13 protein-coding genes are annotated in these 13,081 nt (G+C 65.8%); 1 reads left to right on the top strand and 12 read right to left on the bottom strand.

Annotation, left to right across the window (positions count from 1 at the left end; translation table 11 throughout):
• Window positions 1-57 precede the first annotated feature (57 nt).
• Entirely contained in the window at window positions 58-495 is a 438-nt protein-coding gene (locus G7Y85_RS18370; protein WP_166260925.1) for a carboxymuconolactone decarboxylase family protein, read from the bottom strand.
• Window positions 496-619: 124 nt separating this feature from the next.
• On the opposite strand from G7Y85_RS18370, the gene G7Y85_RS18365 reads away from it, so the two are divergent.
• Window positions 620-1,573 carry a LysR substrate-binding domain-containing protein gene (locus G7Y85_RS18365; RefSeq protein WP_166260922.1) on the top strand — a complete coding sequence of 318 codons (954 nt, stop codon included), beginning with the start codon at window positions 620-622 and terminating at the stop codon, window positions 1,571-1,573.
• On the opposite strand, the gene G7Y85_RS18360 is transcribed toward G7Y85_RS18365, so the two are convergent.
• The 11 genes from G7Y85_RS18360 to gatA form a co-directional block, all read right to left on the bottom strand.
• Window positions 1,568-2,431 (bottom strand): sterol desaturase family protein, encoded by an 864-nt coding sequence (locus G7Y85_RS18360; RefSeq protein WP_166260919.1) that lies wholly within the window; start codon window positions 2,429-2,431, stop codon window positions 1,568-1,570. The genes G7Y85_RS18365 and G7Y85_RS18360 overlap by 6 nt on opposite strands.
• Window positions 2,432-2,490: 59 nt before the next feature.
• Window positions 2,491-3,360 carry a formyltetrahydrofolate deformylase gene (gene purU / locus G7Y85_RS18355; protein WP_166260916.1) on the bottom strand — a complete coding sequence of 290 codons (870 nt, stop codon included), beginning with the start codon at window positions 3,358-3,360 and terminating at the stop codon, window positions 2,491-2,493.
• An 83-nt stretch (window positions 3,361-3,443) separates the two neighbouring features.
• Complete coding sequence (locus G7Y85_RS18350) at window positions 3,444-4,802, bottom strand: thioredoxin family protein (protein WP_166260913.1); 1,359 nt, start codon at window positions 4,800-4,802, stop codon at window positions 3,444-3,446.
• Window positions 4,802-5,554 carry a hypothetical protein gene (locus G7Y85_RS18345; protein ID WP_166260910.1) on the bottom strand — a complete coding sequence of 251 codons (753 nt, stop codon included), beginning with the start codon at window positions 5,552-5,554 and terminating at the stop codon, window positions 4,802-4,804. Before G7Y85_RS18345 ends, G7Y85_RS18350 begins: the two co-directional genes overlap by 1 nt.
• Window positions 5,551-6,612, bottom strand: a complete 1,062-nt coding sequence (locus G7Y85_RS18340) for an SAM-dependent methyltransferase (RefSeq protein ID WP_166260907.1) — start codon at window positions 6,610-6,612, stop codon at window positions 5,551-5,553. The genes G7Y85_RS18345 and G7Y85_RS18340 overlap by 4 nt, the downstream gene beginning before the upstream one ends.
• A gap of 12 nt (window positions 6,613-6,624) precedes the next feature.
• Entirely contained in the window at window positions 6,625-7,425 is an 801-nt protein-coding gene (locus G7Y85_RS18335) for a DUF1295 domain-containing protein (protein ID WP_166260904.1), read from the bottom strand.
• An 87-nt stretch (window positions 7,426-7,512) separates the two neighbouring features.
• The gene (locus G7Y85_RS18330; protein ID WP_166260901.1) at window positions 7,513-7,974 is read right to left on the bottom strand and encodes an SET domain-containing protein-lysine N-methyltransferase; all 462 of its coding nucleotides are present in this window, start codon (window positions 7,972-7,974) and stop codon (window positions 7,513-7,515) included.
• Window positions 7,975-8,135: 161 nt separating this feature from the next.
• Window positions 8,136-8,846: a glycosyltransferase family 25 protein gene (locus tag G7Y85_RS18325; RefSeq protein WP_166260898.1), complete on the bottom strand. Its 711-nt coding sequence runs from the start codon at window positions 8,844-8,846 to the stop codon at window positions 8,136-8,138.
• An 85-nt stretch (window positions 8,847-8,931) separates the two neighbouring features.
• The gene (gene hslO, locus G7Y85_RS18320) at window positions 8,932-9,822 is read right to left on the bottom strand and encodes an Hsp33 family molecular chaperone HslO (protein ID WP_166260895.1); all 891 of its coding nucleotides are present in this window, start codon (window positions 9,820-9,822) and stop codon (window positions 8,932-8,934) included.
• A gap of 228 nt (window positions 9,823-10,050) precedes the next feature.
• The gene (gene gatB, locus G7Y85_RS18315; RefSeq protein WP_166260892.1) at window positions 10,051-11,499 is read right to left on the bottom strand and encodes an Asp-tRNA(Asn)/Glu-tRNA(Gln) amidotransferase subunit GatB; all 1,449 of its coding nucleotides are present in this window, start codon (window positions 11,497-11,499) and stop codon (window positions 10,051-10,053) included.
• 12 nt (window positions 11,500-11,511) lie between these two features.
• Complete coding sequence (gene gatA, locus G7Y85_RS18310; RefSeq protein ID WP_166260889.1) at window positions 11,512-13,017, bottom strand: Asp-tRNA(Asn)/Glu-tRNA(Gln) amidotransferase subunit GatA; 1,506 nt, start codon at window positions 13,015-13,017, stop codon at window positions 11,512-11,514.
• Window positions 13,018-13,081: the final 64 nt, after the last annotated feature.

The raw sequence follows: 13,081 nt of genomic DNA, 5'->3' as shown, positions 1-13,081 counted from the left end.
CGAGCGGCGCCCGCCCGATGCGGTTTCCGACGGCACGACGCGCCCTGCCCGCAGCGCTCAGTCCAGCTGCTTGCGGAACGCGATCGCGAAGCGGTTCCAGGCATTGATCGCCGAGATCAGCAGCGTCAGATCGACCATCTCTTCCGGTGTGAACTGCGGCTTGACGCGGGCCCAGACCTCGTCCGGCACGTGGCCGTCCGCCACCTGCGTCACCACCTCGGTCCATTCCAGGGCCGCGCGTTCGCGGTCGCTGAACAACGGCGCTTCCTGCCAGACCGCAAGCGTCGCCAGACGCCGATCGGTTTCGCCAGCCTTGCGCGCGTCCGTCGTGTGCATGTCGACGCAGTAGGCACAGCCATTGATCAGCGAGGCGCGCAGACGGACCAGTTCGACGAGCGGCTTTTCGAGCCCGCTGGCCGCGACGTGCGCTTCGAGACCCATCATCGCTTTCATCGCGTTCGGGCTGGCTTTGTAGAAATTGAGGCGAGGTTCCATCGTGCTGCTCCTTGGAAGTTGCCCCATCGGGGCGTGTTTGACGGGAACAGACGATACGGATGTTGCAAATAGACCGTAATCCGGTAATTTTGCAACTCATTGTTCTGAAAATAGGACGATCAGAATGGACCTCAATGATCTGCGCTATTTCGCCCTGATCGTCGAACACGGCGGCTTCAGCGCCGCCGAGCGGCATGCGCACATCAGCAAATCCAAGCTCAGCCGTCGCATCGCGCTGCTCGAGGATCGCCTCGGCACGCGGCTGCTCCGGCGCAGTACGCGCCGTCTCGCACTGACCGAGGCCGGCCGCGCATTCCACGAGCATTGCGCGGCGATGCTGGTCGAGGCCGATGCGGCGAGGCTGGCGGTCGAACAGTTGCGCAGCGAGCCGGCTGGCACCGTGCGCATGACCTGCCCCTCGGCAATGGCGCAGTTCTACGTCACGCGCCTGATCGCCGACTTCATGCGCCAGTATCCGAAGGTGCGCGTCGAACTCGACTCCACCGACCGCGTGATCAACCTGCTTGAAGAGCGCATCGACATCGCGCTGCGCACTGGCGGCGCCGGTCTCGGCGATCCGGGCCTCGTCGCGCGCCGCATCGCGTCCGGGCGCATGGTGCTGGTCGCCAGCCCGGACTACGTCGCCACGCATCGGCCCGGCGACGATCCGGCGCACTTCGCCGCGCAGGCGACGATCAGCGGTCTGCGCGAAGGCCCGGAGCAGAGCTGGTCATTGCTGAGCCGCGACGGCGACAGCTTCCGCCTGGCGCACCGGCCCCGCATGCTGTGCTCGGATTTCACCGTGCAGATGCAGGCCGCGCTCGGCGGTGTCGGGATCGCACTGCTGCCCTTGCGCGTGGTCTGGCCCAGCCTCGAAGACGGTTCGCTGCTGCGCGTCGCCAGGCACTGGAGCTCGGCGGAACGCGACATCCATCTGGTGTTCGCCAGCCGTCGCGAGACCCTGCCCTCGGTGCGCGCGCTGATCGATCATCTCGTCCAGCACGTCCCGAGCGCCCTCAGCGTCGACGACGCCCTGCCGCCGGTCGCGCCTGGCAGGCGCCGCGCGCACCGCTCATGAACCGCGGTCGCGACCGCCGTTCGGTGCAGCGTCCGTCGGCATGATCTCCGGTCCCGCGGCCCCACGCAGCGGCTGCCAGAGCAGGGCCGGCAGGGACTGCGCGTCTGCATCGCGAAACACCGGCAGGCCGAGCTGCATGCCATCGTGGCCGTCCAGCGGCCGGCCGCAGTGGCTGGCGAAAACGCGATCCCAGAGCGTGAGAATCGTGCCGAAGTTGCGATTGCCTTCGTCGATGCGCACGGAGTGATGGACGCGGTGCAGATCGGGCGTCACCAGCAGCATGCGCAGACGGCGATCCCAGCGCTCGGGCAGATGCAGGTTGGAGTGGATGAACAGCGAGTAGATGCCGGTCAGCGTTTCGAAGACCAGCACCGCAAGCGGTGACGCGCCGAGCAGCACGATCGCGGCGAGCTTCCAGGTCCAGGCCGCCAGCAACTCGGCGGGATGAAAACGCAGCGCCGTGGTCACGTCGAATTCCAGGTCGCTGTGATGCACACGATGCAGACGCCACAGCCAGTCCGGCCCGTGCATGCAGCGATGCTGCCAGTACATCGCGGCGTCGAGTGCAATCACCGCGACCACGATCGCGGCCGGCGGCGGCAGCGACAGGATCGCGAGCAAACCGAGCCGATGCGCCTGCGCCCAGGCGGCAACACCGATCGCGGCGATCGGCAGGACACTGAGCAGCAGACCGGCCAGCAAGACCAGCACGACGTTCACCAGCCAGCGCCGGCGACGCTGTGCGACACGTCGCGGCCACAAGGCTTCCAGCGCCATCGCCACGCCGAGCGCGAGCGCCGTCAACAACATGCGCGCCTGCTGCGGATCCTGCTTCAGCGAGTGCCAGAGCGTCGCCATCGCACCATTGAAGGCGCGTCACGGTGAATCCGTCGTGAACGACGCCGCGGCCGCCGCGCTCAGGCAAAGACGATGGTCTTGTTGCCGTCGACGATGACGCGATCCTCGACATGCCAGCGCACGGCGCGCGCGAGCACCTGACGTTCGAGATCGCGACCGAGGCGACGCAGGTCCGGGACTTCGTGGCGGTGCGACACGCGGCCGGTGTCCTGATCGATGATCGGCCCCTGATCGAGATCCGAGGTCACGTAATGCGCGGTCGCGCCGATCAGCTTGACGCCGCGCGTGTACGCCTGCTGGTAGGGATCGGCGCCGACGAACGCCGGCAGGAAGCTGTGATGGATGTTGATGATGCGATGCGGATAGTGCGCGACGAAATCTGCCGAAAGGATTCGCATGTAGCGGGCGAGCACGATGAAGTCGGTGCGGTCGGCGAGCAGCGCCCGCATCCTCGCCTCGGCATCGGCGTGGGTGGCGGCATCGATCGCAACGTGTTCGAAGCGCACGCCGAAACGTTCCACCGACTCGCGCAGATCGGCGTGATTGGAAATCACCACGGGAATGTCGACCCGCAGTTCGCCGCGTTGCCAGCGCCACAGCAGTTCGAGCAGGGCGTGATCATGCTTCGACACCAGCACTGCCATACGCGGCTTGTCGGCGGCGTAGCTGATGCGCCAGTCCATCGTGAAACGGCTGGCGACCGCTTCGCGGAACGCGGTTTCGAGCACGGCACGCGGCACGTCGAGATGCGGCGTCTGGAATTCGAGCCGCAGGAAGAAGCGGCCACCTTCCGGATCGGTCGAATGCTGATCGAGCTCGGTGATGTTGACGCCGTGCTGGAACAGGAACGTGGTCACCGCCGCGACGATGCCGGGCTGGTCCGGACAGGTGATCAGCAGGCGGGCGGTGGTATCGGGTTCGGTCGTCATGGCGGCGCTGGGCCTGCGGCAGCGCCGCGGGAGGCGCGTTTATACCGGAAGCCGGCGCGCTTGGCGACGCGCGCCGGCCGGATTCAGGCCTTGATCAGTGCCTTCAGCCTGGCCGCTTCATCCGGGAACCAGGGACCGTTGGCCTTCAGGGCGTCGGCGACGACGCGTCTGGCGTCGGCGTCGCGATCCAGCGCCTGCAGGGCCTTGACGCGTTGTTCGGCGACCTGCAGACGATTGATGCCGTAGGCCTGTTCGGCGGCCTTCTCGAACTGCGGCAGGGCCTGCGCGGCGTCGCCGCGTGCGAGCAGGCTCTTGCCCCAGCGCGCGGCGTAGACGTAGTCATCCGGCCAGGCGTCGATCAGGCGCGGCATCAGCGCGTCGTAGGCCGCGTAGTTGCCGGTCAGCGCCGCAAGCTGGTCGTTGTAGATGCGCAGGTTGTCGTCGAGATTGCGATCCTTCTTCAGGTCGCCGCCGAGGTCCTTTTCGACGTCGGCGATCGCCCGCTCGAGCAAGGCCTTTTTGGCGGTCTGGTCGCCGAGTGCGTCGTCGATGTCGGCCAGCGAGAGCACCGCGGAACGCTTGTCGGCGCAGGGGCGGTCGCCGAACACGCCGGTCGCCACCAGCTTCTCCGCCGCCGGCTGCTGTGCTGCAATCAGCGCGTGCGCATCAGGCCGCTTCGACGCGAACTCGAAATAACGGTCGAGTTCGTAAGGCCGTTCACACCCGAGATCGCCGGCCAGCACGGTCGCACCGATGCGCAGTACCGCATCGCCATCGTTCTGCTGGCTGGCCTGCAGAAACTGCAGACGCGCGATCGTCAGCGCCGCGGCGGTGTCGTCGTGCAGCGCCTTGCTCGCGTCGGCCGACAGCGTGGTCAGCCACTGCAGGCCACCAGCGGCGTCATAGCGCGCGAGATAGGACTTCAGCACGCTGCGGCCGGCGACGACCGACGTCGGGGCACCGTCCGTGACCGTCGCACGCAGGGCATCGAGTGTTTCGCCGCTGTCGACCAGTTTGTTGATCTGCGGATAGAACTCGGCGCGGGTCTTCTCGCCGAGGATGCGCCCCAGTTCGTCGCCGCCGGCGTTCAGCACCAGATAGCTCGGCAGGAACTTGATGCCGTACTTCTGCATCAGCGCCGCGCCGTCGGGCGAGTCGGCGTCGACTTCGACGACCACGGCCTTCTTCTCGACTGCCGCCCAGTCGGCGCCGGTCAGGATATTGGTTGCCATGAAGTAGCAGGAGTAGCACCAGGGCGCGTGGAAATCGACGATCAGCGGCGACTGATGCGACCTGGCCTGGGCGAGACCTTCGTCGAAGCTCAAGGCCGGTTTCGCCGCCGCCGGTGCAGCCGGTTCCGGTGCCGCGGGCCTGCGATTGCAGGCAGCGAACAGGGGCAGGCTGAGGCAGAGGACAACGGCGAAGCGCGACAATGGCGACATTACGGATCCAGCGGTGGAAGTTCGGGAGCGTCCTTCGGTGGCTGGGAATAGTACGCGATGCGCGCAACGTAGGGCTTGCCGCTCGCCGGATCCGGAACATTGGCGAGCCCGCGGTATTCGAGCAGTTTTTCCTGCTTCGGGTCGTAGGTCACTTCAAGAGGATCGACGAACCAGCGCAGCAGCGAATCGGGTTCGACGCGGAAACGCACTGCCGGCCGACCCTCGAACGTCGTGTCGGCGATGCGTCTGGCGCGGAAGTGGTAGGCGTCGAGATTGCCGGCGACTGCCAGCGTGAAGCTCACGGTCTTGCCGCTCATCAGCTCGGCGAAGTGTGCGCGCAGGAACGAATGGAAGCCGGAGTCCGCCGTCATCGGCATCACGTGATCGATGGTCTTGCGTTCGAGCTTGTCCTTCGTCGAACTGCGCTTTTCCATCATCACGTGATCGGCATCGACCGCCGTGATCGCCTCGTGATAGCCGTCGGTCTTCATGTCGAAGCGATAGACCGGAATGAATGGATCGGCGCTGAAGTCCAGGGTCTTGTCACCGATCAGTCGGCCGTCCGGCGCGTAGTAGCGGATCGTGCCGCCCAGCCAGTGCTCGCCCACGATGTTCTGATGATGGACTTCCGTGTACAGGTAGCGGCCGGTCTTCAGATCGTAGGCATAACCGTAGAACGCAAAGGTCTCCGCCGATGCGACACCGCTCCAGGCCAGGCCTGCGAACATCAGCGCGAAGACAAGAGACTTCATGACGTGCCGCCAGACCGGCGCGGCGAAAAAAGAAAATGCGCGACGCCCCATTCTTCACCTCGCGCATAACCGAACAGCTCCGCGACGGCCATGTAGAACATGCGCCAGCGCTGGAACCAGATTCTGGCGTCCGCATCGCCGTATGCCCTGCGGAACACCGGCATGATCTCGTCGCGCCGGGCGTCCATGCCGGCGAGCCAGTGATTCGAGGTCTTCTCGTAGTGCCGGCCATTGACCCACCACTGCGCTTCGAGCTTCAGATCATCCTGGAAGTGCGCGAACAGATGCTCGCTGGGCATCGTCCCGCCGGTGAAGAAATAGCGGCTCATCCAGTCGCTCTCGTCCTGCGACTCGAAGTGATAGGCCAGCAGCTTGTGCGCGAACACGTGCACGAACAGACGGCCTTCCGGCCTGAGCCAGCGCGCGACCTTGGCAAACAGCAGGGCGTAGTTCTTCATGTGCTCGAACATTTCGATCGACAGCACGCGATCGAAACCGCCCGCAAGCTGCGTTGTCGGCATCTCGAAGTCGACGATGTTGCCGGTCAGGATCGTCAGGTTGCGCAAGCCGCGCTCCGCGGCGCGCGCCATGATGTAGTCGCGCTGGCCATGCGAGTTCGACAGGCCGACGACGCGCGAGTTCGGGTAGCGCTCGGCCAGCCACAGCGACAGCGAACCCCAGCCACAGCCGAGATCGAGCAGGGACTGACCATCGACCAGCCCGGCGCGCACGGCGTACAGGCGGAACATCTGCTCCTCGGCTTCCGCCAGGGTCTCGTGGCCGCCGGGGTACAGGCAGCACGAATATTTGAGGCGCGGGCCGAGATGCAGATGGAAGAATTCGGCCGGCACCTCGTAGTGCTGCTCGTTGGCCGCGCCGGTTTCGATCGCGATCGGGCTGGCGCGCAGCTCGGCAAGAAAGCGGTCGAAACGTTCGGCGCGACGTTCGCCATTGCCGGCCGCCTCGTCGACCAGCCGCCTGGCCATCAGCCTGCGCATGCCGAAACGTGCCGCCACGTCGGGAATCAAACCGCGCTCACACCAATCGATGACACTCATGCAGGGCCGGACTCAGTCTTGAACAGCGGTGGAAGAACGCCTGGCCGGCAGCGGCAACAGCGCGCTGGTGGTGCGCACGTAGTCGGCGTAGCCAGGCTTGCGGCGAATCATCTCGGCTTCGAGCAGCGGCACGCCCGACAGCTTCATCAGCAGGAACGCCATCACCAGCGGCGCAACCAGGCTGAGCCCACCCCAGGCCGCGCCGATCGCCAGCGGCACATAGGCGAGCCAGTGCACGCATTCGAAGAAATAGTTCGGATGGCGCGACCAGCCCCAGAGCCCATCGCGGCAGACCTTGCCGCGGTTGGCCGGATCGGCGCGAAAGGCCTTCATCTGCCGATCGGCAAGGCTTTCGCCGCCGACCGAAACCAGCCAGATCGCGAGGGCCGCGACGAGCGCCGGCACGGACGGCAGGTCATCCCGGTACGCCACCGGCAGGAAAGCCGAGGCCGACAGCGCCAGCGTGAAAATGTTCTGGAACTGGAAGAACCAGAACATGTTGACGTTGGCCCTGCCGCCCCACGCTTCGCGGAATTTCCGGTAGCGGAAGTCCTCCGGTCGGCCGGCGTTGCGCCGCCAGATGTAGCTTCCCAGGCGCAGGCCCCAGAGTCCGCCCATCATCGCGAGCAGGCCACGCAGCGCGGCGGGTGCGTCGCCGGCCAGCGCGTAGACGACGGCGAGCCCGCCCAGCGTCCACGACCAGATCGCATCGACGACGCCGGCATTGCCGCTGCGCCATTGCAGCAGCCAGGCCACCGTTTTGGCGGCGATCACGATCACGACGGTCAGCAGAAAGGCGTCAAGGACATTCATCGTCTGCTCCTATACGCAGCAGCCGCCGATGCGGATGCCAACGGCCCGGAATCCCGTTTCGGCCGGACGGCGCGACCGTGGTCGTGCTCAGCCCAGCAGTTCGAGCAGCTGCCGACTGCTGCCGGCCAGCGCCTCGCGCCACGGCAGACCGACAATCTCGCGCCCGCTCACGCTGTCGGCGAACGGCATGCGCTCGCCGTCACCGATCACGTGACGATAGTCCATCGTCACTTCGTCGCCGGCCGTCAGATCGTGCAAGGCGAAGATGAAGCCGAGATGCCACAGCGCGGTCGGCGCGAAGCTGTGATTGACGTAGCACTCGTCGCTCCACTCCGGCGTCAGCGAGAACCGGTCCTCGAACCAGCGCACGCTGGACTCGACCTCGATCGAATCGTCCGGATACTGGCGCAGCTGCGCCTCGGTCCACACGGTATGGACCTTGTCCGGCGCAACGATCACCGCGCCGCGCCGCACCGGCTCCTCGACGAACAAGCCCCTGCCGGACTGCGGAATGCGGGAGACGTCGACACGATAGCGGGGAATGATCATGGAACGGCGTGGCGCAACGGCGGGTGGCAGGGCCGGCCAGCTTAGCCCGGATCAGCCGCCACCGACCAAGTCTCGCGGCGGCGCATGTGGCACGATGCCGATCGGTCGCCGCCGTCAGGCGCACCTCGCCGGACGTATCGCAGGCGCCGTGGCGCCCACCCTCAGCGGGGCGCCGCCTGGGGCCTGCGGCGAAGACGGGCGAGGATTCGCCGCACCGCGAAGTGACGTTGCCACTTCTCGAATTTGCGGGCGATCCGGTTCCGGCGGTGATTGCGCGAGCGCTCGCCGATGGTGCTGGCAATACCGGACCGCTCGCGTACCGCCGGCGGGTCGAGCAGAAACACGCGAAGGCCGTATCGCCAGTATCGATCGAGCGCGCAGTCGATCGCGATGCGCGGTCTCGACAGGCAATCGAGGAACTTTCGTGCGCCGTCCCGCGTCAGCCAGTATCCCTGGCAACCGCTGGGATGCTCGGTCGGCAGCAGGACGCGGCGGCCGGACGCCAGCTTGCGGATCTCGATGCCGGCCGGCTGCTTGACGCTGGAAATCCGCACCATGTCCGGTCGCTCGGGCAAACCGGAAAATTCCGCGCATTGCGCGGCCAGATCGGGCGCGACAACGGCGTCGTCCTCGAGCACGATCGCGCAATCCCGGCCGGAAGCGATCAGGCGCCGCCAGACCGCGAGGTGACTCAGGTAACAACCGAGTTCCGCATCGAGCAGACCGGATGCGGTCGGATGCTCACGGCGATCCAGCCGTCGACCGTCCAGCGCGTCGACAAACTCGACCTCGAGCCCGAGTCCGGCCAGCTGCCGGTCCATCGTCGCGCGGCGTTCGACACTTCCCGGCAGATTGATGACGAATGTCAGCATCGCTTGAAGTCCGCCTGCCGGTCCTTGCCGCCACGCGCCCGGCGCCGTGCGCACACGCCGCGCCGACGCCCTGGCGCGGTGCCGCTCAATGCCGGGTGTCGTTCGACGGCTGGCTGTTGGCCGGTACGAACAGCTGGCGGGCGTCGCTGGCGCTGAACGAATACTCGCGGCCGCAGAACTCGCAGGTGACGTCGAACTTGCCGTGTTCCTGCAGGTGATCCTCGACTTCCGCTTCGCCCAGCGACCGCAGCATCGCGCCGATGCCCTCGCGCGAGCAGCGGCAGGCCAGATGTACCGGTTGCGGATCGAAGACGCGGACATCGTCCTCGTGGAACAGGCGCCGCAGGATCGTCAGCCCCGGCGTCTCGGCCAGCTCGGCTTCCTGCAAGGTGTTGAACAGTACGCTGACGTGTTGCCAGTGATCTTCGCTGCTGTTCTTCTCGCCGAGCGGCAGGCGCTGCAGCATCAGGCCGCGGATATGCGTACCGTCGTAGGCCAGTCGCAGCAGCGACGGCAGCTGCTCGGACTGCGCGAAATAGAATTCCATCGCATCGGCCAGATGCTGGCCTTCGATCGCGACAATCGCCTGATAGTTCTGGCCGCCGCGTTCCGGCTCGATCAGCAGGCCGAACTGGCCGCCCTGCATCAGCGCAGCAAAATCACCCTGCGCATCGGCTTCGGCCTTGGCCATGCCGCGCACGCGCATGCCGGCATCGACACCTTGCGCGCTCTCGACCTGCGCGATCAGCAGCTGCACCGGCCCTTCGCTGTGCTGGAACTGCAGGCTGATGCGTCCCTCGAGTTTGGTGTGCGCGGCGAGCAGCGGCATCGCCGCGACCGCCTGCGCGAGCAGCTTGCGCACGTCGGCCGGGTACGGCCGCGAACCGAGCATCGTATCGACGCCGGCTTCGTACTCGACGATCGCGCCGCGCACGCCGAGATCGGGCAACAGGAATTCGGTCAGTCGGTTGTTCATCGGCTCAATATCGTGTCGGCATCAGACAATTCAATATTCTGGAATGTCGGAGAAGCGTAGCGAGCGAAGGCAGTCCACGCGAGGACGGAGCACGGCAATGTTCGGCCCTCGGGGCTGACTGACTCAATGCCAGTCCGGCTTGAGCCGAACATCAGCGTACTTCCGTACGCGAGCATTGCGAGCACCGCCTGCACGCGGGATGCCGAGCGCAGTCGCTTGTCCGGCGTTTCAGCCTGCCAGCTTCTCTTTCAGCAGCCGGTTCAGGGCATCCGGATTGGCCTTGCCCTGCGTCGCGCGCATGGTCTGGCCGACAAAGAAACCGAACAGCTTGTCCTTGCCGGCCCGGTACTCTGCGAGCTGGCCGGGGTTCTTTGCCATCACGTCCTCGATCGCTTTGATGATCGCCGACTCGTCGGTGATCTGCACCAGGCCCCTGGCCTTGATGATTTCGTCGGCATTGCCCTCGCCGGCCATCATCGCCTCGAACACGTCCTTCGCGATCTTGCCGGAGATGGTCTTGTCGGCGATGCGCGCGATCAGACCGGCCAGCTGCACGGCATCGACCGGCGACTCGGCGATGGTCTTGCCGGCCTTGTTGAGACCGCCGAGCAGATCGCCGATCACCCAGTTCGCGGCGATCTTCGGATCGCCCTTCGATTCGGCAACGACCGATTCATAGAAATCGGCAAGCGCCTGCTCGGCGGTCAGCACGCCGGCGTCGTAGACCGGCAGCTTGTACTGCTCGACGAAGCGCGCCTTCTTGGCTTCCGGCAGCTCCGGCATCGTGCCGCGGATGCGCTCGATCTCGTCACTCGTGACCACCACCGGCAGCAGGTCCGGATCCGGGAAGTAGCGATAGTCGTTGGCGTCTTCCTTGGTGCGCATCGAGCGCGTCTCGCCGGTGCCCGGATCGAACAGACGCGTTTCCTGGACGATCTTGCCGCCGGCTTCGATGACGTCGATCTGCCGCTCGATCTCGAATTCGATCGCTTTTTCGACATAGCGGAACGAATTGACGTTCTTGGTTTCGGTCCGCGTGCCGAACTTCTCGGCGCCGTGCTTGCGCACGGACACGTTGGCGTCGCAGCGGAAGCTGCCTTCCTGCATGTTGCCGTCACAGACGCCGAGGTAGACGACGAGCTGGTGCAGCTTCTTCAGGTACGCGACCGCCTCGGCCGCCGAGCGGATGTCGGGCTCGGAGACGATCTCGATCAGCGGCGTGCCGGCGCGATTGAGGTCGATCCCGGACTGGCCGACATGACCTTCGTGCATGGACTTGCCGGCGTCCTCTTCCATGTGCGCACGCGTGATGCCGATGCGCTTGACCTTGCCATCGACTTCGATATCGAGATGGCCTTCGTAGACGATCGGCAGTTCGTACTGCGAGATCTGATAACCCTTCGGCAGATCGGGATAAAAGTAGTGCTTGCGTGCAAACACGCAGCGCTCGGCGATCTTGGCGTCGACCGACAGGCCGAACTTGACCGCGTATTCGAGCGCGGTCTGGTTCAGCACCGGCAATACGCCAGGCATGCCGAGCGTGACGCCATCGGCCTGCGTGTTCGGCGCAGCGCCGTACGCGGTCGCGGCGCCGGAAAAGATCTTGGACTGCGTGCGGAGCTGGCAATGGACTTCGAGTCCGATCACCACTTCCCAGGTTGAGCTGTCGTATGCCATGTCGTTGCGCCCTTACGAGAATGCCTTGGGCATCTGCTTGTGGAAATCGGTGACCTGCTGGAACTGATGCGCGACGTTCAGCAGCTTCGCCTCGCTGAAGAAGTTGCCCATCAGCTGCAGGCCGACCGGCAGGCCTGTCCCGAGCTGCGTCGAGGGGCCTGTCCCGAGCTGCGTCGAGGGGCCGTCGACGAAGCCGCAGTTCAGCGACATCGCCGGAATGCCGGCGAGGTTGGCGGCGATCGTGTAGATGTCGTTCAGATACATCGCGACCGGATCGTCGGTCTTGCTGCCGAGCGGGAACGCGACGTCGGTCGCGGTCGGCCCGAGCACGAGATCGACGCTGTCGAACGCGCGCCGGAAATCCTCGTAGATCAGCTTGCGGACCTTCTGCGCCTGCAGGTAGTACGCATCGTAGTAGCCGTGGCTGAGCACGTAGGTGCCGATCATGATGCGCCGCTGCACTTCCGCGCCGAAGCCTTCGCCGCGGCTTTTCTTGTAGAGCTGTTCCAGCGTCTTCACACCTTCGGCGCGATGGCCGTAACGCACGCCGTCGAAGCGTGCGAGATTGGAACTGGCCTCGGCCGGCGCGACGACGTAGTAGGTCGGCACCGACAGCGGCGAATTCGGCAGCGAGATCTCGCTGATGATCGCGCCCAGTCCTTCCAGTGTCTTGATCGCCGCTTCGATCTTCTCGCGCGAACTCGGCGCCAGGCCCTCGGCGAAATATTCCTTCGGCAGGCCGATCTTCAGGCCCTTGATCGAGTCGTTCAGGCCGCCGACCAGATCATCGACCGGCCGTTCGACGCTGGTCGAGTCCAGCGGATCGAAGCCGGACATCGCCTGCAGCACGTGTGCCGCGTCTTCCGCCGAGCGCGCGACCACGCCGGCCTGGTCGAGACTGGACGCGAAGGCGATCATGCCGTAGCGCGACACCCGCCCGTAGGTCGGCTTGATGCCGGTCAGGCCGCACAGCGCGGCCGGCTGGCGGATCGAGCCGCCGGTATCGGTCGCCGTGGCGATCGGCGCCAGACCGGCGGCGACCGCGGCGACCGAGCCACCGCTGGAGCCGCCCGGTACGCGCGCCGTGTCCCAGGGGTTCTTGACCGCACCGTACCAGCTGGTCTCGTTCGAAGAACCCATCGCGAACTCGTCCATGTTGCACTTGCCGAGCATGACCATGCCGGCATCGAGATGCAGCTTCTGGACGATGGTGGCGTCGTAAGGCGAGATGAACGAATCGAGCATCTTCGACGCACAGCTGGTCTTCACGCCCAGGGTGCAGAAGATGTCCTTCTGCGCGAGCGGGATGCCGGTCAGCAGCTGGGCGTCACCGCGCGCCAGACGCGCATCGGCGGCGTCGGCCTGCTTGAGCGCGCGTTCGTCGGTGACCGTGATGAAGCTGTTGAGCGCGCCATCGTGCGCCTTGATGCGGCCGAGGAAATGCGCGGTCAGCTCGCGAGACGAGAATTTCTTCGCTCGCAGGCCTTCGGAAAGTTCTTTGATCGACAGAGTGTGCATTGGGGTTCCAGCTCTTGTTTCGGCGAACGGCGCGAACGACCGCGCCTGATCTGCTCTTGCCGGC

Source organism: Solimonas terrae (genome assembly GCF_011067135.1).
In the GTDB taxonomy this organism is placed as follows: Bacteria; Pseudomonadota; Gammaproteobacteria; order Nevskiales; family Nevskiaceae; genus Solimonas; species Solimonas terrae.
The sequence above is the reverse complement of the archived record's forward strand: the minus strand, read 5'-3'. Positions and strand labels throughout refer to the sequence as shown.

Excerpts from the sequence above, each read along its gene's own strand:
- G7Y85_RS18370 (WP_166260925.1), bottom strand. The coding sequence starts at position 495 with ATGGAACCTCGCCTCAATTTCTACAAAGCCAGCCCGAACGCGATGAAA.
- G7Y85_RS18365 (WP_166260922.1), top strand. The coding sequence starts at position 620 with ATGGACCTCAATGATCTGCGCTATTTCGCCCTGATCGTCGAACACGGC.
- G7Y85_RS18360 (WP_166260919.1), bottom strand. The coding sequence starts at position 2,431 with ATGGCGACGCTCTGGCACTCGCTGAAGCAGGATCCGCAGCAGGCGCGC.
- purU (WP_166260916.1), bottom strand. The coding sequence starts at position 3,360 with ATGACGACCGAACCCGATACCACCGCCCGCCTGCTGATCACCTGTCCG.
- G7Y85_RS18350 (WP_166260913.1), bottom strand. The coding sequence starts at position 4,802 with ATGTCGCCATTGTCGCGCTTCGCCGTTGTCCTCTGCCTCAGCCTGCCC.
- G7Y85_RS18345 (WP_166260910.1), bottom strand. The coding sequence starts at position 5,554 with ATGAAGTCTCTTGTCTTCGCGCTGATGTTCGCAGGCCTGGCCTGGAGC.
- G7Y85_RS18340 (WP_166260907.1), bottom strand. The coding sequence starts at position 6,612 with ATGAGTGTCATCGATTGGTGTGAGCGCGGTTTGATTCCCGACGTGGCG.
- G7Y85_RS18335 (WP_166260904.1), bottom strand. The coding sequence starts at position 7,425 with ATGAATGTCCTTGACGCCTTTCTGCTGACCGTCGTGATCGTGATCGCC.
- G7Y85_RS18330 (WP_166260901.1), bottom strand. The coding sequence starts at position 7,974 with ATGATCATTCCCCGCTATCGTGTCGACGTCTCCCGCATTCCGCAGTCC.
- G7Y85_RS18325 (WP_166260898.1), bottom strand. The coding sequence starts at position 8,846 with ATGCTGACATTCGTCATCAATCTGCCGGGAAGTGTCGAACGCCGCGCG.
- hslO (WP_166260895.1), bottom strand. The coding sequence starts at position 9,822 with ATGAACAACCGACTGACCGAATTCCTGTTGCCCGATCTCGGCGTGCGC.
- gatB (WP_166260892.1), bottom strand. The coding sequence starts at position 11,499 with ATGGCATACGACAGCTCAACCTGGGAAGTGGTGATCGGACTCGAAGTC.
- gatA (WP_166260889.1), bottom strand. The coding sequence starts at position 13,017 with ATGCACACTCTGTCGATCAAAGAACTTTCCGAAGGCCTGCGAGCGAAG.